17 protein-coding genes are annotated in these 22,617 nt (G+C 32.8%); 11 read left to right on the forward strand and 6 right to left on the reverse strand.

Annotated features, from left to right (window positions below; genetic code table 11):
• Positions 1 to 11: 11 nt before the first annotated feature.
• The 3 genes from FDN13_RS05535 to FDN13_RS05545 all read right to left on the reverse strand — a co-directional run bounded on the left by FDN13_RS05535 (position 12) and on the right by FDN13_RS05545 (position 4,354).
• The gene (locus FDN13_RS05535) at positions 12 to 1,739 is read right to left on the reverse strand and encodes a methyl-accepting chemotaxis protein (protein WP_138979284.1); all 1,728 of its coding nucleotides are present in this window, start codon (positions 1,737 to 1,739) and stop codon (positions 12 to 14) included.
• A 399-nt stretch (positions 1,740 to 2,138) separates the two neighbouring features.
• Entirely contained in the window at positions 2,139 to 3,251 is a 1,113-nt protein-coding gene (locus FDN13_RS05540) for a THUMP domain-containing class I SAM-dependent RNA methyltransferase (protein WP_138979285.1), read from the reverse strand.
• 98 nt (positions 3,252 to 3,349) lie between these two features.
• On the reverse strand, positions 3,350 to 4,354 hold the full coding sequence (locus tag FDN13_RS05545; RefSeq protein ID WP_138979286.1) for a CapA family protein: 1,005 nt from the start codon (positions 4,352 to 4,354) through the stop codon (positions 3,350 to 3,352).
• 522 nt (positions 4,355 to 4,876) lie between these two features.
• On the opposite strand from FDN13_RS05545, the gene FDN13_RS05550 reads away from it, so the two are divergent.
• Genes FDN13_RS05550 through FDN13_RS05565 form a run of 4 tightly spaced genes read left to right on the forward strand, consistent with a single transcriptional unit; the run spans position 4,877 to position 10,379 of the window.
• Positions 4,877 to 6,358 carry a methyl-accepting chemotaxis protein gene (locus tag FDN13_RS05550; protein WP_138979287.1) on the forward strand — a complete coding sequence of 494 codons (1,482 nt, stop codon included), beginning with the start codon at positions 4,877 to 4,879 and terminating at the stop codon, positions 6,356 to 6,358.
• 54 nt (positions 6,359 to 6,412) lie between these two features.
• A complete protein-coding gene (locus FDN13_RS05555; RefSeq protein WP_243120270.1) occupies positions 6,413 to 7,687 on the forward strand; it encodes an aconitase X in 1,275 nt (424 codons plus the stop codon).
• A gap of 36 nt (positions 7,688 to 7,723) precedes the next feature.
• Positions 7,724 to 8,200 (forward strand): aconitase X swivel domain-containing protein, encoded by a 477-nt coding sequence (locus FDN13_RS05560; RefSeq protein WP_371414837.1) that lies wholly within the window; start codon positions 7,724 to 7,726, stop codon positions 8,198 to 8,200.
• A 10-nt stretch (positions 8,201 to 8,210) separates the two neighbouring features.
• Positions 8,211 to 10,379, forward strand: coding sequence for an FAD-dependent oxidoreductase (locus FDN13_RS05565; RefSeq protein WP_138979288.1), 2,169 nt, complete (start codon positions 8,211 to 8,213; stop codon positions 10,377 to 10,379).
• Positions 10,380 to 11,055: 676 nt separating this feature from the next.
• Here the strand turns inward: FDN13_RS05565 and FDN13_RS05570 are convergent.
• Positions 11,056 to 12,024 carry a DUF5667 domain-containing protein gene (locus FDN13_RS05570; protein ID WP_138979289.1) on the reverse strand — a complete coding sequence of 323 codons (969 nt, stop codon included), beginning with the start codon at positions 12,022 to 12,024 and terminating at the stop codon, positions 11,056 to 11,058.
• Positions 12,025 to 12,143: 119 nt separating this feature from the next.
• On the opposite strand from FDN13_RS05570, the gene sigI reads away from it, so the two are divergent.
• From sigI to FDN13_RS05585, 3 genes are all read left to right on the forward strand, one after another.
• On the forward strand, positions 12,144 to 12,800 hold the full coding sequence (sigI, locus tag FDN13_RS05575) for an RNA polymerase sigma-I factor (protein ID WP_138979290.1): 657 nt from the start codon (positions 12,144 to 12,146) through the stop codon (positions 12,798 to 12,800).
• Position 12,801: 1 nt separating this feature from the next.
• A complete protein-coding gene (locus FDN13_RS05580) occupies positions 12,802 to 13,524 on the forward strand; it encodes an anti-sigma factor domain-containing protein (RefSeq protein WP_138979291.1) in 723 nt (240 codons plus the stop codon).
• Positions 13,525 to 13,848: 324 nt separating this feature from the next.
• On the forward strand, positions 13,849 to 14,709 hold the full coding sequence (locus FDN13_RS05585) for a D-alanyl-D-alanine carboxypeptidase family protein (protein WP_138979292.1): 861 nt from the start codon (positions 13,849 to 13,851) through the stop codon (positions 14,707 to 14,709).
• A 100-nt stretch (positions 14,710 to 14,809) separates the two neighbouring features.
• Here the strand turns inward: FDN13_RS05585 and FDN13_RS05590 are convergent, their stop codons facing one another.
• The gene (locus tag FDN13_RS05590) at positions 14,810 to 15,712 is read right to left on the reverse strand and encodes a haloacid dehalogenase-like hydrolase (RefSeq protein WP_138979293.1); all 903 of its coding nucleotides are present in this window, start codon (positions 15,710 to 15,712) and stop codon (positions 14,810 to 14,812) included.
• A 48-nt stretch (positions 15,713 to 15,760) separates the two neighbouring features.
• Positions 15,761 to 17,161: an N-acetylglucosamine-specific PTS transporter subunit IIBC gene (gene nagE / locus FDN13_RS05595; RefSeq protein ID WP_138979294.1), complete on the reverse strand. Its 1,401-nt coding sequence runs from the start codon at positions 17,159 to 17,161 to the stop codon at positions 15,761 to 15,763.
• A 338-nt stretch (positions 17,162 to 17,499) separates the two neighbouring features.
• On the opposite strand from nagE, the gene nadA reads away from it, so the two are divergent.
• The 4 genes from nadA (at position 17,500) to FDN13_RS05615 (ending at position 22,455) form a co-directional block, all read left to right on the forward strand.
• On the forward strand, positions 17,500 to 18,399 hold the full coding sequence (nadA, locus tag FDN13_RS05600) for a quinolinate synthase NadA (RefSeq protein WP_138979295.1): 900 nt from the start codon (positions 17,500 to 17,502) through the stop codon (positions 18,397 to 18,399).
• 4 nt (positions 18,400 to 18,403) lie between these two features.
• The gene (locus FDN13_RS05605; RefSeq protein ID WP_138979296.1) at positions 18,404 to 19,699 is read left to right on the forward strand and encodes an L-aspartate oxidase; all 1,296 of its coding nucleotides are present in this window, start codon (positions 18,404 to 18,406) and stop codon (positions 19,697 to 19,699) included.
• Positions 19,680 to 20,507, forward strand: coding sequence for a carboxylating nicotinate-nucleotide diphosphorylase (gene nadC / locus FDN13_RS05610; RefSeq protein ID WP_138979297.1), 828 nt, complete (start codon positions 19,680 to 19,682; stop codon positions 20,505 to 20,507). The genes FDN13_RS05605 and nadC overlap by 20 nt, the downstream gene beginning before the upstream one ends.
• A 277-nt stretch (positions 20,508 to 20,784) precedes the next feature.
• Positions 20,785 to 22,455 (forward strand): CgeB family protein, encoded by a 1,671-nt coding sequence (locus FDN13_RS05615; RefSeq protein WP_168190084.1) that lies wholly within the window; start codon positions 20,785 to 20,787, stop codon positions 22,453 to 22,455.
• Positions 22,456 to 22,617 lie beyond the last annotated feature (162 nt).

Here is a 22,617-nt window from a genome sequence, read left to right on the forward strand (position 1 = left end):
TTTTGTATACATTAATTAACCTTAAATTTATTTACAATATTAGCAAGGTCTATTGCCATAGCACTTAGTGTCTGGGAAGTTGATGCTATTTCTTCTGATGATGCTGATATCTCCTGTGATGATGCCGAAACTTCTTCTGTTGCTGCAGTATTCTCTTCAACTACTGCACTTACTCCTTCTACCTTCTCTAATACTATATCCTTAGATTTTACTATTTCATCCATTCCCTCATAGGTTCTATTCATTAAAGGTGCAATGTTTTCAACTGATTCTAATATTAATCCAAAGGACTCAACAGTTTTACCTACCGCATTTGTCTGGGATTTTATAAAGTTTTCAACCTCATTTGAAGTTTTTATAACCTCATCTGTATCAGATTGAATTGAATTTACAAGCTCAATTATATCTGCAGTGGATTTTTTAGACTCCTCAGCAAGCTTTCTAACTTCCTCTGCAACTACTGCAAAGCCTCGGCCTGCCTCTCCGGCCCTTGCAGCTTCAATTGCTGCATTAAGTGCCAAAAGATTTGTCTGCTCTGATATTGAATTTATAACATTTGTTATATTATTTATTTCTTTAACAGAGCTTGTAAGATTTCCAACTTTATTTATAACAACTTCAAAGGCATTTTTAATTTCTTCAATAGATTTAACAAGCTTGTCCATTTCCTGTTTTCCAATATTAGCTTTATCCGTTGCATTATCGGTTTCAGTTTTTACATTTCTAAGTTCACCATATACATTTTCAATGCTTTTTGTTAAATCAGCAATTAATTGAACGATTGACTGTAAATCGTTAGCTTGGGAAGATGCTCCATCTGCAACCTGCTGCATAGTATTTGCAAGCTCTTGAGAGGATGATGCCATCTCCTCTGATGTAGCCGATAGCTCCTGGGAACTTGCACTTAAAGTTTCAGTATTAGTTATAATTTCTAACAATGCCTTTTTAATATTTTCTACCACCATGCTCAAGGATTTATTCATTTGAACAAATTCGTTTTTGCCATTAGTTTCCATATCGACTGTAAAATCATACTGACTGAGCTTTTCAGCCACATTGTTAATCTGTGCCATTGAATTTTTTAATAGCTTTATTACTAAATATGCTAATACTGCCGATAAAATAGTTAGTGAAATAGAAATCCAGATCATTATAGTTCTTGATTTAGAATAAAGTAAATTAGCCCTATCTACAGCAGCTTTAGATTCAGATGCATTCTTTTCAACTAAACTGTTTATAGCATTTTGAATGTTTACAGTTAAATTTCTTTGATTTTGAATTTCTTCTTGAGATATAACCTGATTGGATTTTAATTTATTAACTAATAATTTTTCGTTATCCATAAAAATATTATATGTATTTTCAATTTCTCCAAGCATTCTCTTTTGTTCTTCATTCATTTTTGTATTTCTATAGTTTAAAAGTATTTTGTCAATGCTTTCTTTTTTATTATTTATTTTTTGTTCTTGTTCTGCATCATATTTACCTGAAAAAATCATTTGCGTTAATGATACTCTGATTTGATAAAATTCGGTTTCAAAAAGTTTTAATTGAAGGGAGGGAAGCATTCTTTCATTATATAGATTGTTCATATCATTGCTTAATGTTTTCATGTCGTTAATACCAAGTAATGAAATAGAAATAAGTGAGGCTGCCATAATTAGTACCAAGATAATCAGTAGCGAAGTAATTTTAATGTTCTTTAAAATATTAGTGCCTTTGTTATCTTTTTTTACCATTACACAACTCCCCTTTCTAAATTAATATTTTAAAAAATCATAAAAAACAATTTAATAATAAAATTGAAAATTTAATCTATATTACATATTTCGCATATTTTGCTATTTTATTATAACATACGACATATTTTATGCAATATATGTATATTTTTTTTTTTTTTACATAATACGACAAATATTAATTTTTTTAATATTTACCTCTTTAACAGACTAAAATATCCTCCTATATTAGAAATCTTCTTAATACAGGAGGATATTTTATAATTTCAAATAAGCAGTATTCTTTAATTTTAATCATTGTATTTTTTATTATACTTTCTCCACAATAAAACTGACTGAATATAACCACCTATAGAAAAAGTAATTATACACCTTTCTCCATTCTCCGGTGCCTGGCACCTATTGTGAAAAATACTGATAAAGGTAACAAAGTATTTTGCCGTTATAGAGCTTTCTGTTTTTATCCGCCTTTCTTCCAAAGAGCCTTTCAAATTCTAAGTGGCTTGTGAGTATAAAATAGGACCAGCCTTCAAGGTTTTGAAACACTTCTCCCATCCTTTTATAGAGCTTTTCAACTTCCCTAATCTGTCCTATCCTCTCTCCATAAGGAGGGTTGCATATTATAACTCCATTTTTCTTCTTTGTAGAAAGCTTTTCCATAGGAAGCTTTTGAACAAATACAAAATCTTCAACACCTGCCCTTTTTATGTTTTCCCTCGCCGTCTTTAAAACCCTTCCGTCTATATCCTGCCCTAAAATTTTAAACTGCTCATTATTAATCTCACTTCTTGCCCTCTCACGCATTAAATCCCAAACCTTTTTATCAATATGGCACCAATTTTCAGCATCAAAGCTTCTGTTCATCCCTGGGGCAATGTTTTTCCCAATAAGTGCCGCTTCAATTAATATAGTCCCAGAGCCGCAAAATGGATCTATTAAAAGTCTGTCACTTTTCCACCTGCTTAAAAGTACCATTGCAGCAGCAAGGGTTTCCTTTAAGGGTGCCTCCCCTGCCTCAATCCTATACCCTCTTTTATGAAGGCCAATCCCCGATGTGTCAAGGCTTATAGTTGCAACATCCTTTAATAGTGCCACCTCTATTTTATATGTAGGGCCATCCTCTGAAAACCAGGTCTTTTTATACTTTTTTTTCATAGATTCCACAACAGCTTTTTTAACAATCGCCTGACAGTCCGAAACGCTGAAAAGCTTTGACTTTATTGATTTGCCTATAACATGCATCTTTGCATTCTCAGGAAGAAAATCCCCAAAGTTTATAGATAAAGTTCCCTGAAACAAATCCTCAAAGCTTAATGCAGTAAATTCCTTTAATTTTATATAAACCCTGTCCCCAGTTCTAAGGAATATATTAAGTCTTGCAATATCCTCATCATTTCCTTTTAAAGTTATCTTACCGTTTTCAACTTTTAAATCCTCAAATCCAAGATTTTTAAGCTCCCTGCTTGTTACCGATTCTATTCCAAAGGCCGTTGTTACTACAATATCATACATACAAATTCTCCTTTATAATTTTAATAAAAGCGATAGTATAATATTATCACATTAAATACGTTTTATACATATTAACATAAAATAAAAAGCAGCGCTTCCTATTTAATATTGCTGTAATATTTTATCCTGCTTAATACCCTTTGTGCATCACTGCCCTTAAGGGGTGTTGGCTGGTAGTTGTTTCTATAACTAACAGATGAAACAGATACAGGTATTATACTGTATTCCTTACTATCAACTAACTTTCCCTTTGAAAATTTGAATCTTTGCTGATATATAAAGGAATCCTTATCTGATGGGTTTTTATTTCCTCCAAAACAGAAATTACCAAGGCTGTATATTATTTTTTTACCCTTATAATTTTCTATACCCTGAACTACATGGGGATGATGGCCAAGTATCAAATCAGCCCCAGAATCTATTGTATATTTTCCTAAACTCTTTTGAATATTATTTGGATAATATTTACCTTCATCTCCCCAGTGAAAACTAACTATTATAAGCTGTGCATCCTTTGATTTTAAATATTTTATATCATTTTTTATTGTTTTTTTCACGAAATTGTTATACGTCCATCCTTTATATCCTAAAAGCCCAATATTAATTCCTTTAACTTTTATTAAGTCTCTTCTATTCATTCCAAAATAAAGTATTTTACCATTTTTAAGGCTCTCTACTGTATCCTTAAATCCTTTTTCTAAATAATCATAGGTATGATTATTTGAAAGATTAACAGCTTCTATACTTCCTTCTTTTAATATGTTTACATATAAAGGAGAGCCTTTAAAAGCAAACTGCTTTTCTGACCTTTTAGTTTCATTAGTTAGTGTACCCTCCAAATTTACTATCGTCAAATCATCCTTTTCAAAAATTTCCCTTACGTTTTTAAAAAAATATTTATAGTCTTTCTTCTGCTTTATAAATTCATCATCAAAGGAACCAGAAAAACTGCTTTTTTCATCCCTTCCTAAAGCACAGTCCCCAGCAGCACTTATAATAATCTCAACTTCATCCTTATTCTTATCCTCTACAACCTGTGTAACCGTGGTATCAGTCTTTTGTGCATTTTCCTCTATTGAATCATTATCTTCACCTTTTACAATAAAAAAGCCAAAAAAAAAATAAAAATTGTTAAAATAATTATCCTTCTTTTAATCACACAACCACTCCTCATTGATATAAAATTACATATATATTTTTATAATACAATATTTGAGATTTTAAAGTTTTATGCATAATTTTAGCCAAGTCTATGACAACCCAGCAACCCAGGGGACGGTTAGTGTGAAAATGTCCATTTACAAAAAAGGAAAAAAGTTCAAGCCAAGGGACGGTTACTTATTTCATACACAATATCTGCAAAATCTGGGGGATATGTATAAAATATTATGTCTATTATTTAATATAATAAGTAACCGTCCCTTCTGTTACCTTTGAAAAACCACAAACTTTTTCATGCCGTCGTTGTGGCTACTTTTAGTCATGACCTGTTACTTATTATATCGCAATTTTCTCCACTCTCCGGTGCCAGGCACCTTCCCCAAATGTTAAAGTTTATTAAAATATTAACGATAACTATTACATAATGGCATTATTGGATAAATTATCAATTGGAGGTATTCATTATGAAAGACATGGAATTTATGCACAGCAGAAACAAACTCTTAATCAAACTTCTTTGGGCTTCATTAGGTCTTGGAGTCCTTGTTGACATCGCCAACAAGCTTCCACTTACCGTAATCTTGACTGTACTTATTGGAGGCTCCCTTATCTGTCTTGGTATAACGCTTCTTGTCGTTAAAAAGAAACTTACAAATCTTATTATGTATTTTATATCAATCGCCCTTATAGTATTTTCATTTATGATACTTAACGCATCAACTGGTTCCACATCCTTTGTAAATATAATTATAATTTACTATGCCATAGCTATTATTTCTCTTTATCATGATTACAGACCAATAATACTTACATCTATCCTTGGACTGCTTCTTACAAACTATTCCTTCTTTGCATACAAAACAACTTTATTCAATGGAGTACCATCAAAAACCTTAATTTCACTTAATCTATACCTAATACTGTTTAGTACAGTTATAATCGCCCAAAGCAAACTTGGGGAAAAGATGAGGAAGGAAATAGAAAATGACAAATTGCAAACTTCAATATCAAAGAAGAAAATAGAAAATATCTTAAATGAAGTTAAAAAAAGCATAGATATACTCATTCACTTTAGCACAAAACTTAAAGAAAACGTAAATGCAGCAGGACAAATATCACAGGATATTTCACAGGCTTACTCACAGATAATTAAAGCCGTTGATTCACAAGCGTCAAGCGTTAATGAAATAAGCGAATCTACTGTCAAAGTTGATGGAAATGTTGATTCACTCCTTAATGAATCATCAGAATTAAAAAATGCATCAAAGGAAATAATGTTAACCGCTGATGAAGGAAAAACAGAGGTTAAAAAGCTCTCTGAAGATATGATAAAACTTCAGAGCATAATATCAAACACAGTAAAATTAATGGGAGAGCTTAGCAGCACAAAGGACGAAATATCTTCCATACTTAAGGTTATAAGCTCAATATCCGACCAAACAAACCTTCTTGCACTTAATGCATCTATTGAAGCTGCAAGGGCGGGAGAAGCTGGACGCGGCTTTGCAGTTGTTGCAACCGAAGTATTAAAACTCGCCGAAAGTTCTAAAAAATCAACCGATGAAATTGGAGAAATATTACTAAATCTCGAGCATAAAGCTGAAGATTTATCAAAGGAAATATCCCTCGGAAGCGAGGCTATGAATCTTAGCATAAAATCGAGGGAAAAGGTTGATGAATTATTTAAAAACATACTAAATGAAAGCGAAAAAGTTCTTGGATATTCAAACACAATAGATGAAAGTCTAAGGAAAATAAAGGATTCTTCCTCTAATGTTGCAAGCGAAATCCAGTCAATTGCATCTATAACCGAAGAAAACTCCGCCGCTATGGAAGAAATTATGGCAAGCATAGATTCTCAGGAGGAGAGAATGAGAAATATTATGGACAGCTTTAATGAACTTGAGGATATGACAAATAAATTAAGTTTAATTATTAAGGAATAAATTAAGACATACTCTCTATACTTTATTAAGAAATAAACTTTAAGGAGGGGGAAAATGGATTACAAAATGCATCTTACTCCAAAAGAAATTGAAATTCTTGAGGGTAAGCATGGAGAAACTCTTAAAAAGGCTCTAAAATCAGTTGTTCTCTATGGTGAAACCTTTGGAGCAGAGGAATTAGTTGATATCACAGGTCCTGTACATCTTGTTACATCCTTTGGTATACCTATATTAGAGCCGGTTTTTGATATGATGGAGGAGCTTATTAGTGAAGGTTTTTTTACAAAGGAAAAGTTTACCGTTGATCCAAGGCCAATAGACTATGAAAACGTTAAAGCCAATTTGCTTGAAAAAATAGTATTTAAAATAATGTACGGAAAACAGAAGGAATATGAAAACCAGCTAAACAGGGTTGGACTTAAAGATAACAATGCCTTCACCTGCACCTGCTATCTTCCTGAAGTAGGCAATATTCCAAAGCGCGGGGATATATTATCTTGGGCTGAATCCTCCGCCGTTGTATATGCAAATTCTGTTATAGGTGCAAGGACAAATAGAAACTCAGGCATTATAGAGCTTTTATCTGGAATTGTGGGGAAAACTCCAAAATTCGGTTTTTTAACCGATGAAGGAAGGCGTGCTAAATGGCTGATTGAACTTAAGACAAGCTATCTTCCAAATCCTCAGGTTTTAGGAAGCGCAATAGGAATGAAGGTTATGGAGGATGTTCCCTATATAGCAGGACTTGACAGGTTTCTTGGAAATAATCTTTCGGATGATGTTAAGGACTACCTTAAGGATATGGGAGCTGCCAGCGCATCAAACGGGGCAGTAGGGCTTTACCATGTAGAAAACTTAACCCCTGAGGCGGTTGACTATAAAAGAGAACTTCTTGTAAAGGACTACAATACCTATATAATCGATGACTCTGAAATAGAAAGAATAATAAAATCCTACCCTGTTATGTGGAAAAATGAAGATGATAAGCCGAGCTTATGCTTTATAGGATGTCCTCATTTATCCCTAAATCAACTGAAATACTGGACGGAAAAAATATCAAAGGAACTTGAAAAAAGGGAAAACAAAAAATTAAAAGTAAACACAATACTTTGCGCTGCCCCGGATGTTATTGAAGAATTTAAGAAGGATTCTAAAAATTATGAGAAGCTTATATCATCAGGAGCAAAGCTTACATATATTTGTCCCCTTATGTATATGAACAACCCATTATGCTCAAAAAAAGCTGTAATAACAAATTCCAATAAGCTAAGAACCTATTCAACAGCAAGATTTTATACCGATGATGAGATACTTAACTATATTTTTTGACCTAATATAATCAAAATTGATTTTGTCACTTGTCACATGGGTGGCACTTTTATAAAAAGGGGTGATAGCATGGCAAAGATATTTAAAGGAAGAGTAGTACTTGCTGGAAACATAAAAGGTGAGGCTGTTGTAAGCCACAGCGGAGTTAACATCCTCGCCTCCTTCCAAAAAAGCGCACTTAAAAAGGCGAAGAAGGTTATATGCGCCGACCAGAATAATAGCGAGCTTTACGGTAAAGTTCTTACGGATAAAATAATGTGTCTTCCAAAGACAATTGGCTCTACAACCGGCGGTATGGTTTTGGAATCCGTTGCAAAACTCAATATAGCTCCATCTGCAATGCTTTTTTCAGAGCATATAGATTCCCTCGCTGCTGCAGGAGTAATATTAACCGATGTTTGGGTAAACAAAAGAATAATAACGATAGACCAGCTTGGGGATGAATTTTTAGAGTATGTTAAAACAGGACAAACCATTGAAATTAAAGAAGACGGCACTGTAATAGTAGAATAGGGGGATAATTATGGAATATAAAAAGCTTTTCGAACCCGAGAACATAGGAAAGTGCAAAATCAAAAACAGAATTATAATGGCACCTATGGGCAACATAAACATGGCAGACCCTATAGGAAGGCCTTCACTAAAGATGATTGAATACTTTGGAGAAAGGGCAAAGGGAGGAACAGGGCTTTTGATTACAGGTCTTATTCCTGTATCCTATGGTATCGACCCTACAGTTTCCGAGGATAACGATACTACTTATTTTCCAAGAATAGACGGCTCATCAAGGACAAGGCTCTCTGGATGGAGGGATTTAACAGCTAAAGTTCACTCCTTTGATTCAAAGATTTTTATACAGCTTACAGCAGGACTTGGAAGAGTAGGCTCTCCTGAACCTGCACTTAAAGGCAAAATACTAAAATCTGCATCTATAAATAAAAACTTTTATGTCCCACAGCTGCCCCACTTCCCCTTTACCGACAGACAGATTAAAAAAATAGTTAAAAGTTTTGGTCAGTCGGCAGTAAATGCAAAGGTATGCGGCTTTGACGGGGTGCAGCTTCACGGCCACGAAGGATATCTTATGGACCAGCTTACCTCAAACCCTTGGAACAGAAGAAGATTTGGAAGGTACAGCAACAAGTTTCAATTTGCAATTGATGTAGTAAGGGAAATTAAAAAAAGATGCGGAGAGGATTTCCCAATAATATACAGAGTAGACTTAACCCAGGCTCTAAAAGAATCCTACGGTGATGAAATATTTAAGAAAAACTTTAAAGGAATGGAGAGAACAATAGAAGAAGGATTAGAGTTCTGTAAGGCTCTTTATAAAGCAGGGGTTGATGCCTTTGACGTTGATAAGGGATGCTATGATAACTGGTTCTTTCCTCACCCTCCAGCTTATTTTGACGACATACCCTATGTAAAGGAAATAGCAGGAACACTAAAGGAATACTTTAAAAAAGAAGGAATAAGTGCAAAGGTTATTGCTGTTGGAAAGCTTGGAAAGCCAGAAATTGCTGAGGATGTTTTAGATAAAGGCTATGCAGACTTTGTAATGCTCGGCCGTCCACTTCTCTCTGACCCCTACTGGCCTCAAAAGGTTTCTGAGGGAAGAGAAAAGGAAATAAACCACTGCATAGGAGATCAGGAGGGCTGTATACAGTCCTTTATATTAGGAGGACACCCATGCTGTAGTGTTAACCCCTACACTGGATTTGAAGATTGCAAAAAAATTGAAAAGGCATCTGTAAAAAAGAAGGTTGCAATAGTTGGTGGAGGGCCTGGAGGATGCGAGGCTGCTAAGACTGCCTTTTTAAGGGGACACGAGGTTACTTTGTTCGAAAAGGATAATATGCTCGGCGGACAGCTTATAGCAGGCTCAAAAATGAAGATTAAACATGATGTTGAAAGATATATCAATAACCTTAATTATCAGATGAACCTCCTTAAAGAAAAGGGACTTGATATAAGACTTGGCTGTGAGGTTAAAAAAGAGGATTTAATTGGAAAATACGATGTTATAATATGTGCCAATGGGCTTTCACCCTTTATGCCACAAATTGATGGAATGGATAAAATAAGGTATATTGAGGCAAGGGAGTTTCTTAAAAATGATATGAATATCCCAAAGGATGTTAAAAAAGTTACCGTAATAGGAGGAGGGGTTGTAGGATGCGAGCTTGCCTATTCCCTATCCTATGAAAAAAATGTTGATGTAACTGTTGTTGAAATGCTCCCAAACCTTATGACAGGAGTTGTACACTCTAACCGTTCAATGCTTCTTTGGCTTATGATGGGGCTTGGCTCCCCTACAGGAAAAAAAGAAGATATTCTTAAAAATCCAATAAAAGCTTACACATCATCAAAGGTTGTAAAATTTGAAGAAAACAAAGTATATATAAACGCAAACAGAAAAAGAAAGGATCCATATACTCCTTGGCATACATTAGTTCCTGAAAACATACACAATCCCTTTGACAAAAAGCTTGATCCTAACGATGTTGAAGAAATAATAATAGATACAGATTATGTTATCTTCTCAACAGGAGGAAGGGCAAAGGACACACTATACTACGAGCTTTTAAAAGAAAAAGGTGCAAAGGAGATTTACGCCATTGGAGATGCTAAAACCCCCGGCAGGGCATGGGAAGCAATAACCTCCGCCAACGAGGTCGCACGATTTATATAGTGGACATCCCCCGGGGACGGTTAATTATTATATCACAATTCCATTCTTTTTCCGGTATCAGGCATCTTTCGGTAGGACAACCTCAGGGACGGTTTGTACAAGCCAAGGGACGGTTACTTAATTTATCACAATTTTCATCAACTAATCAGTGCCTGTTACTTTTTTAATATCATTATTTTCCTGATTTGTGACTCTTTTGGATAAAGCCTCAAGGACGGTTAGTGTGAAAATGTCCCTTTACAAAAAAGGAAAAAAGTACAAGCCGAGGGACGGTTACTTATTTCATACACAATATTTGCAAAATCAGGGGGACATGTATAAAATATTATGTTTATTTAATATAATAAGTAACCGTCCCTTCTGTTACTTTTGATAAACCACAAACTTTTTCATGCCGTCGTTGTGGCTACTTTTAGTCATGACCTGTTACTTATTTCATATATTATATACTTTAAACTGACTACATGCTGGACATCCCTATGGTTGTTACTTATTTTATATACTAAAAATTAAAAAGTCCTTCTATATTAGAATTAATTCTAATATAGAAGGACTTTTTTGTGTTAAAGTGTAAAAATTACCATAATCGCCGCTAATACCGCAAGTATCACCATTTAAGATGTAAACAAAATTTGTCACTTGCTAACTCAGTGACACCTTTTTCCTTCACTTTGTTTTATTCTGTTTTGACATCTGTTATCTGGGTTAAAGTCCCTCGAGTCTCATTTTTTACTTTGTTTTGTCTTTTCTCTTCAATTTTATTTTTTATCTCTTTTTTTATTTCCTTTTCCTTAATTTTCTTAGATAGCCCAAAATTATTTTTCAGCTGTTTTTCAACCTCTTTTGCCTCTTTAATTGTAATATTTCCGCTCTTTACTTCTTGATTTAATACATCCTTTACTTCTTTTTTTAGTCCTGCATTTTTAACAGCTTCCCTTTTTAATTCTACTGCTTTTTTAAGTTCCTGCTTCTTTGCTTCAAAAGTTGTTTTTGCTGCATTTAAAGTGTCCTGAGCTTTTTTAATCTCCTCTTCATTTCCTGAAGCCTCTGCTTCTTTTAGCTGCTTTTCTGCTGTTTTTACCTGCTTTTTTGCATCTATCAATTCGTGCCTTTTATCTACCATATTAATTACAGCTTCTTTTTTAGCTGTCTGCATTTCTATTACCTTTTGAATAGTTGGCTTTGCATTATCTGAAACCTTGTCCTGTATCTTTTTCAATACTTCTATTGACCATTTATATCTTTCTTCAATCCTATTTTTTAGCTGCTCAGCATTGTTGTCTATTTTCTGCTGAACATTTTGATTATCATTTGTTACAACCTTTTCTATGTTTTCCTGAGCTGTATTCATTTTTTCTTGAAATGCCTCAACGGTTTGTTTTGCTAAATCTTCCTTATTCTCCTCTGCCATAACCTGTGCTTCTGCAAGCCTCTCCTGAGCAACCTGTTCAATCGTCTCTATTTTCTTTTCATCATCTGTTGTTAATGCAACTTTCACCTCATCAATAAGCTTATCTACTGGATATAATATACTGTCCGGTGTAATCCCTGCATTAACATTTACATCACTCTCCTCCCCCTGTGCCTTTGCAATAGGGTTAAATGTAATAAAGAGCATTAATGTAAAAGCTATAAGTTTTTTCATATATGTAGCCTCCTTTATTTGTAATTTCACTTTTTAATACGAAAGTTTATAATAATTTAAAGGGGTACCCTTTTAAAAAATATATTTTTTTCGTATAAATTATTGAAAGGGGGAAGTAGATGGACATTATTAGTAATAAAGATGAATTTATAATAGAAAACAAACCCTTTATATATAAAACTGCATCTAATATATGCAAAAGAAATCTCCAGTGGGAAAACGATGATGAGCTGAGTATAGCACTAATTGCATTTAATAAAGCTATAGATACTTATGATAATGAAAAAGGAAATTTCTATTCCTATGCAAAAATGCTTATCAAAAACTCCCTTATAGATTATTTCCGCAATAACAGCTCAAAATATACTCTTTATTTTATAGATGAACAGATAATAGATATTCAAAACAAAAACTCTTTAAACCAATTTGAAATTGAAATAGAAAATAAAATAAGGGCACAGGAAATATATGAGTTTTCAAGAAAGCTTAAAGAATTTGGAATTGAATTTAAAGATCTTATAAAATCTTCCCCAAGCCACAAAGATACAAGAAATGAATTATTAAACACTGCTATCAAAATATCAATGAATGAGGATATAGTTAATCTAATGTATAAATCTAAGCAGCTTCCTATAAAAAAAATATGTTTACTAACTTCAAAAAAAGAAAAATTCATAGAAAGCTGGAGGCGTTATCTGATTTCCCTTATAATTATTCTCTCAGATGACAGCTTTAAATATATAAAATCTTACCTTAATATAAAGGCAGGTGATTAAATTGATAAAAAAGGGAATTGTTATGGACTATGATGGAAAAAATGCAGTTTTGTTTACTGAATCAGGAGAGTTTATTAGCATTAAGACAAAAGAAAAGTTGTCAATAGGACAGGAATATGTATATAAAACAAAAGGAAAAATAATCCCTAAACAATTTTTAATTGCCGCCTCTATAATTTTAGTTCTTTTCTTAAGCTTTTTTTATAACCTTTATTACACCGTATATGCCTCCGTTACTGTGAGCATAAATCCTGAAATAAGGCTGGATATCAATAGATTTGACAGAATAATAAATGCTGTTCCTCTTAATGAAGATGCAAAAAAGCTCCTTTCCGAAGCCAAAGTAAAATACAAAAAATTAGACAATGGTCTTATAATAATCGTTAACAAAGCAAAGGAGAAAAAATATATAAATAGTGAATACTACGAAGGTAACCCAAAATCAATAAAACTTTTAGTAGATGGGAAAAACATAAATCTTACAAAGTTTTATAAAGAAATTAAAAAGCAAAAATTAAATTTAAACACTTTAGATATAAAAACTATAAAAAATAATGATAATAAAACTAAATTAGAGAAAAAGGAAAAAGTTAAGGAAAACAAAATAAATCCCCCTTCTATCAAAAAATCAAATGATGTTTCTATCCCTTCTGAAAAGAAAATAGCAAAACCTAAATGTAAAGCTAAAAAAGAAAAGGTAGTACCTAAAGGAAAAAATAAATAGCTTACTTTATGAGCCATGATAAAAAATTAATTTTATCATGGCTCTTATTGCCTATCAGCTATATCTGCCCCATTGCCCAGGGACGGTTACTTATTATATCACAATTTTCTCCACTCTCCGGTGCCAGGCACCTTTTTCGTCTTATCATAAATTATCATTTATACAAAATTAGCAAGCATTTATCAATAATATTATTCGCTTTTACAAAAGTTTTAATATTTTGTAACGATATAATATAACATATAATGTAAAGTTTAATTTAAAAATCATTAATTATTTAATCTTTCCATATAACAATATATAATTCATAAAAGGAGAATAAAAATGCACAAAAGAATTTGGAGTTTTATATTAATCAGTGTATTAGTCTTTACAATATTATTTGATAATTATGCATTAGCTGCAAATAAAAATATAAATCTCAATGCCAAAGCTGTATATGCTGCAACTATAGATGGGAAAGTTATTTATTCATATAATGCCGATAAACAGCTTGGAATTGCATCAACAAGCAAAATAATGACTTATCTTCTCTCCCGAGAACTTATGAAAAAACACAATATAAAATCTACAACTCAAATAATACCTAAGATTACAAAAATGCCCAATGATGCTGTTACAATTCCATTAAGTTCAAAAAAGAAGGTATCATTAAGCAGCTTGCTGTCAACTATGATGGCAATATCTGCAAATAACAGCGCCGAAGCACTAAGATATTATTTTTCAAGTATAGAAAAAAAAGATTTCATAACGTTAATGAATAACAAAGCAAAAAGCTTAAACATGAAAAATACAAATTTTATAAATGCATCAGGAATTACAGAAAACGGGAAATACAACAAGTCCACTGCAAGGAGTATGTATTTATTAGCAAGGGAGACAATATTAAAATATCCTGAAGTTTTGCAATATACTAATAAACAATATATAGTTTTTGAAAACAAAAAACTCCCAACTACTTTTAGCAGCTTATTATCAACAGGAATTGATGGTTTAAAAACAGGATATACAGCTGCAGCTGGCAATTGTATTGTTGCAACAGCTACCATAAAAATAAATAACAAAAGTAAAAGAGTAATTATAGTTATATTAGGTGCTCAAAGTAGCAACCAAAGAAAATCGGATCTAATAAAATTATTAGCCTTAGCAAAGGAATTTGTTAAAAAGAATTATAGTAAAACTTAGAGCTTCTTTTGTTCTAAGTTTTAATTTTATTTTATATATTAAAAATTATAAAACCCCTTTTGTTAAAAAACAAAGGAGGTTTTTATTATTATTTTATTATTTATCTGTTTATTGACGCTGCCATTCTAAAATATGTGTGTCTTTTCCCCCTTATTGCAACTGAATAAGTTAATATGTTTTCAGGTATTGCAACTCCAGCAAGGCCACTATCACCTATATGATGTAGATCTGCCCCTGCCATTTTACATGCTAAGGCTATATTTCTTATTGTACCTTCATCTGAACCCTCCTGTGATGTACCTATTGATGTTATTGAAAGAATTCCCCTTAAATGTATATATTCTATAAGCTCCTTTACATATTCAACTGTAATTCCCGGAACTGTCATAGGAGCAGGAATTAAAATCCCATCGGCACCTGCATCTATAAAGTATTTTATATCATCTAATGTTATTACTCTATTTCCCTGCTCATTTAAAATCCCTGAAGAATGCATTTTTCCTGCAAATATTATAACATCCTCCCCTACTGCCTCTTTTATATTGTATATTGAATTTATTATTTCTTTATTTGTAACTCCTACATTAGGATTACCTGTTAAAAGTATTAAATTTACTCCCATATCCCTTGCCTTTATCGCATTTTCCTTTGAAGCAACTCTGCCTTTTGATATAAAGATACCTTTATCGCTACTTACAGGCTCCAAATTAATACCGACAATTCTTCCCGTAAGCCTTTTTATTTCGCGGATATATTCATTTTTATCATTAACGCTAATACCATTTATTAAGGGGTTATTAACATCAAACATATTAAGAAGTAAAATATCTGCACCAAATGCACAGGCAAGCTCTGCATTGCTTATGTTAACCATTAGAGGCTGAAGGGTTCCAATTACCTCAGATATTATTACCCTTCCTTCACTTAATTTTATTGAGTTTATAATTTCTTTTTTATTCATTTTAAGCAGTTCATGGGAGAAACTATCAATAAATCTTTTCATAAAACCACCTCAAAAAACCCCGGGATAACCCGGGGTAATTTAAAACTTTTAATTGCTTCCTTTCATTATTGCCTTAATATTTGTAACTAATATGTCTGCCATAGTCCCAACAATTATCTGGAAGTTATTTTTACCCATCTTTATAACTCCGGTAGCACCTAATGCTTTAAAATCCTCTTCTTTTATTATATCTGGATTGTTTACGCTAACCCTTATCCTTGTTATACATGCATCTATACTTATAATATTATCCTTTCCTCCTAAAAATTTCAATATCTCTTTGGCTTTTTCATTTAATTCAGAAGCTGAAAGCTTTGACATTGCTGTAGATTCTTCTTCTATTCTTCCAGGGGTTGGTATATTGTATTTAACTATTATATAATAGAATACAAAATAATAGATTACACCAAAGATAAGTCCAACAAGCAGCAGTCCAACGGGTTTACTTGATATTCCAAAGTTTAATACATAATCAATAAGCCCAGCTGAAAATCCAAATCCACATTTCATTCCAAGTGCTGCAGTTATTGCAAGTGACAATCCACTTAAAAGTGCATGAACAATATAAAGAACTGGTGATAGAAACATGAATAAAAATTCGATAGGTTCAGTTATTCCTGTTAAAAATGATGTGAAAGCAGCTCCAAGTAGCATACCTGCAACTTCTTTTCTATGCGCCTTTTTAGCAGCCATAATCATAGCAAAACAAACTGCTGGAAGAGCAAACATCATTATTGGGAAAAATCCTGTCATAAAGGTACCTGCAGTAGGATCTCCTGCAAAGAACCTTGATAAATCTCCTGTAATTATCTTACCTGCTGCATCTTTAAATTCACCAAACTGGAACCATACAAAGGAATTAAGAACATGGTGAAGTCCAAAAGGAATGAGAAGTCTGTTTAAAAGTCCAAAGAAAAATCCGCCAACTGCCCCTGATGATGCTATTGCATTACCAAAGGAGCTTATGAAATTTTGAATAAGAGGCCATACATATCCTGCTATAACTCCAATAATTAATGAATAAAATGATGTGATAATAGGAATAAATCTTTTTCCTCCAAAGAATCCTAAAAAATCTGGAAGTTTTATAGCTTTGTATTTATTATACAGGGTTCCAGCTAAAATACCTGTTATTATACCTGCCAAAACTCCCATGTTTATTTTGTCGTTAAAAGTTGTTGCAACCTTTGTAAGAACAAAGTATCCTACAGCTGCAGCAAGGCCGGCAACCCCATTATTTTCTTCTGCAAATCCTATTGAAATACCAACTGCAAATAAAAGTGCAAGGTTGCTAAAAATAGCATCACCAGCTGCATACATCCATTTTAGATTTAACACATCTGGTGCACCAAGCCTTAAAAGCAGTGCAGCTGCTGGAAGTACAGCAACTGGTGTCATCAATGCCTTACCAAGTTTTTGTAAACTGGTAAGTATTTTGTTATTACCCATTAAATTCCCCCCAAAACATTAATTACAAATTTCCTATTATTATTTTATTTTTCTATTTATAAGTTTATGTTAAAAAAGTAATATTAACATATTAATCCAAGATAAGCAGGTGAGCAGGGACGGTTACTTATTATAGATAAAAGTGACACCCAATTTACTTTGTCACTTGTCAACTGGGCGGCACTTATTTCCTCTTTTCTCCTCTCTCCGGTGCCAGGCACCTTTTCGCTTAATAATTAACGTTAAAATTACTAATAATAAATTAAGAAAATATAGTTGTAATTGCGATTGCCTTTATTTACAATAGTGTATATACAACTGTAAAGCGAGGTGTAAAGATGATAGATGAAATAAATAGGTTAAAGAAAGAGAAAAATGCCTTAATCCTTGCCCATAACTATCAGCTTTTAGAAGTTATAGATGTTGCTGATTATGTTGGGGATTCCTTTTATTTGAGCGATATTGCAAAAAAATCCGATAAAGAAGTAATAGTCCTTTGCGGGGTTCATTTTATGGCAGAAAGTGCAAAAATTTTATCCCCACAAAAAACAGTTCTCCTTCCTGTTATTGACGCAGGCTGCCCCCTTGCTGACATGGTTGATACCGATAAACTTTCAGAATATAAATCAAAGCATCCTGACGCCGCCTTTGTTTGCTACATAAACACAACTGCAGAGGTTAAAGCCCTTTGCGATGTTGTTGTAACTTCCTCAAACGCACTTAAAATCATTAAAAAGCTTGATAACAGAAAAATAGTTTTTCTTCCTGACAAAAACCTTGGGGAATACATAAAAGAGCAGGTTCCTGAAAAAGAGATAATTCTTTGGGAAGGATTTTGCCCAACCCACAAAAAGATTTCAAAGGAAAGCATACTTATGCTTAAGGATGAAATAAAGGATTTAGTGGTTTTAAGCCACCCTGAATGCGAAAAGGAAGTCAGGGACATATCCGATTTTGTGGGAAGCACAAAGGAAATTATAGAATATGCCACAAATACAAACTATAAAAACTATGTTATAGCAACAGAAGAAGGAGTAATTCATACGCTAAAAAGGGATAACCCCCATAAAAATTTCTACGCCCCAGGGGAAACTGCAACCTGCCCTAATATGAAGAAAACAAGAATTAAAGATGTATATGAGAGCCTATTATATATGAAACACGAAATTAATGTTGATGAGGAAGTTGCAGACAAGGCAAGACGTGCCCTTGAAAACATGCTTCTTTTAGCAAGGTGATAAAATGGATATTGAGTGTGATGTTTTAATAGTGGGGACTGGAATTGCAGGGCTTTATTCTGCACTTAATTTAAGAGATAATCTAAAGATTGCCCTTGTATCTAAAGGAGATATTACACAGACTAATACATATCTTGCACAGGGGGGAATTGCAACTGCAAAGGATGCTTCTGATAAGCCATCCTTTATTGAAGATACATTACGGGCTGGAAACTACAAAAACGATTTGACTGCTGTTAGGATTCTTGCAGATGAGTCTATTGAAAATATAAAAAAGCTTATTGAGCTTGGGGTTGATTTTGACAAATCAGATGATGATCTTTTATACACGCGGGAAGGTGCCCACAGCACAAACCGAATAGTCCACCACAAAGATTATACTGGAAAAGAAGTTGCAGACGCTTTAATTGAAAGAGTTTTAAAACGAAAGAATATAAAGATATATAAAAACTTCTATCTTTGTGATTTAATAACCCAAAATAACAGATGTCTTGGAGGAATATTTATTAAGGAAAACAAACAAATAAACATATTTTCAAAGTTTACTATACTCGCAACGGGAGGAATTGGAGGTCTATTTAAAAACTCAACAAATCAAAGGATTTTAACAGGAGATGGGCTGTCTATTGCAGTTAAAAACAGCATAAAGCTAAAGGACATACAATATATACAGTTTCACCCAACGGCTTTTTATGAAAATACAAATGAAAGAAGGTTTTTAATATCAGAAAGCGTAAGAGGTGAAGGTGCTTATCTTTTAAATTCTAAGGGTGAAAGATTTGTAGATGAGCTTTTGCCAAGGGATGAGGTATCATCAAAGATTTACAGTGAAATGAAAAAAACAAATTCCCCTTGTGTTTATCTTAGCCTTTCCCATTTGAATTCTTCTTATGTAAAGCATAGATTCCCTAAAATCTACAGCGAGTGTTTAAAAAGAGGAATAGATATTACAAAGGATTCTATACCTGTTGCCCCTGCACAGCACTATTTTATGGGGGGCATTGAGGTTGATTTATATTCTAAAACTTCTATGGAAAACCTGTTTGCAACAGGGGAGGTATCCTGCACCGGGGTTCACGGTGAAAACCGCCTTGCAAGCAACTCCCTCCTTGAAGGCTTAGTATTTTCAAAAAGGGCTGCGAATTATATTAATAACCTTTCAGATAAAACCCTTCTTAAGAAAGTAAGCCCTAAAATTATAACTGACTTTGAAATGGTAAAAAGAGAAAACTTAAAAATAGCAATAGATTTAATAAAAGAGAAAAGGTGGGATCTTAAGGATGAACTTATCAGTCATTGATAAACTTATAATAGATGCTCTAAACGAAGATGTAACCTATGAGGATATAACAACTGAGTCTATAATCCCTGACAGCCTGCAAAACAGTGCAAATCTTTATGCAAAGCAGGATGGAATTTTAGCTGGAATTTTCGTATTTAAAAGGGTTTTTGAGATTTTAGGAGATGTTGATGTTAAGGTTTTAAAAGAGGATGGAAATGAAATTAAAAAAGGAGATGTAGTATGCACATTAAGGGGCAAAACCAAAAATATACTTATTGGTGAGAGAACTGCCCTTAATTTTATACAAAGGATGAGCGGTATTGCAACGCTTACAAGGGAATTTGTTAAAAGGATAGAAGGGACAAAGGCACAGCTTCTTGATACACGAAAGACAACTCCAAATCTTAGAATCCTTGAAAAATATTCAACAATGGTTGGAGGTGCTGTAAATCACAGGTTCAACCTGTCCGACGGCATATTAATTAAAGACAACCACATAAAGGCAGCTGGGGGAATTTATAATGCAGTAGAGCTTGTTAAAAAAAGATACTCCAATCTTAAAAAGATTGAGGTTGAAACGGAAAATTTAGACATGGTAAGGGAGGCTTTAAAGTGCAGTGTTGATATAATAATGCTTGATAATATGAGCCTTCAGCTTATTAAGGAAGCTGTTTTGTTAATAGACGGCAGGGCTTTAACTGAAGTTTCAGGAAATGTAAACTTAGATACTATAAGCGACATTGCAAAAACAGGGGTTGATTTTATATCAACCGGTGCCATAACCCACTCCTACAAATCCTTAGATTTGAGCCTTAGGATAGTATAGTGCCACCTAATTCAAAAATTACAAACCTATAAAGCAGTTGGTTATCAAATAACTTACTGCTTAATTCATAATATTATTATCAAAAATCAGGTTCTTTCAAAGTTAGTTGATGAGTAATATTTTGCTTTAATTTTAAATTGTAATTCTACATGAATATTCAGGCAAAATTTTACTTTTTCAACTAAGAGTAGAAAGAACCTTTTTTTATTTTATCAGTAACATGATTCGACAAATAATCATATTAGTATATAAGCAAACATTAGAAGGGTGTGAGAATATGGTTAAAATAGCTGCTATTTTGGATGAGTTCAGTTATATTTGTTTTAAAGAAGAATGTGACCTTATATATTTGTCTCCATCAAACTGGAAATCTCTTATACAATCGCAAAATCCCCAGATATTTTTTATGGAATCAATCTGGTATGGAATAAATGGAGACTGGAGGCAATTAATAAGCGGCACTTTAGGGTTTAAAGTTAGTGTTATTGAGCCAATAATAGATTATTGTAAAAGACATAATATAAAAACAGTATTCTGGAACAAAGAAGATCCAATACATTTTTCCTATTTTATTGATTTAGCAAGACTTTTTGACTATGTATTTACTACTGACGCTGACTGCATTCCAAAATATGTAGAAAGTCTAAATCATACCAGAGTTTATGTACTCCCCTTTGCTGCACAGCCAAAAATTCACAATCCAATAAACCGCCTTGCTGAAAAACTCGGTCAAATAGCTTTTGCAGGAAGCTATCACAGCAAGGGGCATGATTTAAGAAACAGGGACATGGAGATAATATTAAAGCCAGCACTTAAATATGATTTGTCCATATATGATAGAAATTTTAATAATCCAAATCCATATTTCCATTTTCCCAAAGATTATGAGCCGTATATAAAAGGAAGTCTGCCTTATATTCAGATGGTTCAGGAATATAAAAAATACTATATTTTTTTAAATGTGAATTCAATCCAAAATAGTCCCACTATGTTTTCAAGAAGAGTTTTTGAACTTTTAGCCTGTGGAACAAATGTAGTAAGCGGTTATTCAAAAGGAATTGAGAATATGTTTTTAGGCTTGGTTCTTATGAGTAAAAATAAAAAAGAAACTGAGGAGAACTTAAATAAACTTTTAAATAATGAAAAATTAAGAGATAGGCTCTCTCTTCTTGGACAAAGGGAGATATTCAGCAAACATACTTACAGGCACAGATTAAATTATATATTGGATAAAATAGGAGTTAATTATCTGAAAGAAAATAGTATAGGGGTAACAGTTATATCCTGTGCAAGCAGCTTAGAAGAGATATATCAAATATTAGAAAACTATAAAAGGCAGCTTTATAAGAGAAAAGAACTTATTCTATTAATTAAGGATTACTTATTAGATATAGAAGAAATTAAAAATATTATTAGAAATGAAGAAAATATTAAAATTAAAGTCTTAAATACTAATGAGAGTATATATAAAAATATTGATAATCAAATACCTTCTGTTAGCTGCAGATATATATCTATCTTTCATCCACTAAGCTATTATGGCGAATATTTTCTATGGGATTTAATGAATGTATTTCAGCATGCAAAAGCTCAGGTAGCAGGAAAAGGTACTTATTTTGCATATTTAGAGAAGTATTCTAAACTAATATTATCAAATCCAAATAATGAATACAGGTATACTGATTTTGTAAATCCCTTTGCAGCAGTAATAGATAAAGATATATTTAAAAAAGTGAAATTTGACTACGGCTTAAATACAAAAGCTCCTTTATATATTCAAATTTGGGCTAAAGAGGGAATAAAAATGTATTCCTCTGACAAATTCAACTATGCCTATATAGTTAAATCACAAATTGAAGAAGAACGTCAAAAAATGCATAGTATTATTCTACATGAAATAGAGGATTTTGAGGTAACTTCAGATTATAGGCCGATTGTAACAGTTTAAACTAAAATGATTAACCTGCCTCATGAAATACTTTCAGAAGGCAACTATATGATAGTAGTTCACTCTGCAAACACTCTTACTAACTTTGATAGGAGATTCAGAATAGGCATTATAGAAGATGAAGCTGAAAAAAAGAGATATTAAAAAGATTCTTAGGATAAC

The sequence above is a fragment of the Caloramator sp. E03 genome, from assembly GCF_006016075.1.
Lineage (GTDB): Bacteria > Bacillota > Clostridia > Clostridiales > Caloramatoraceae > Caloramator_B.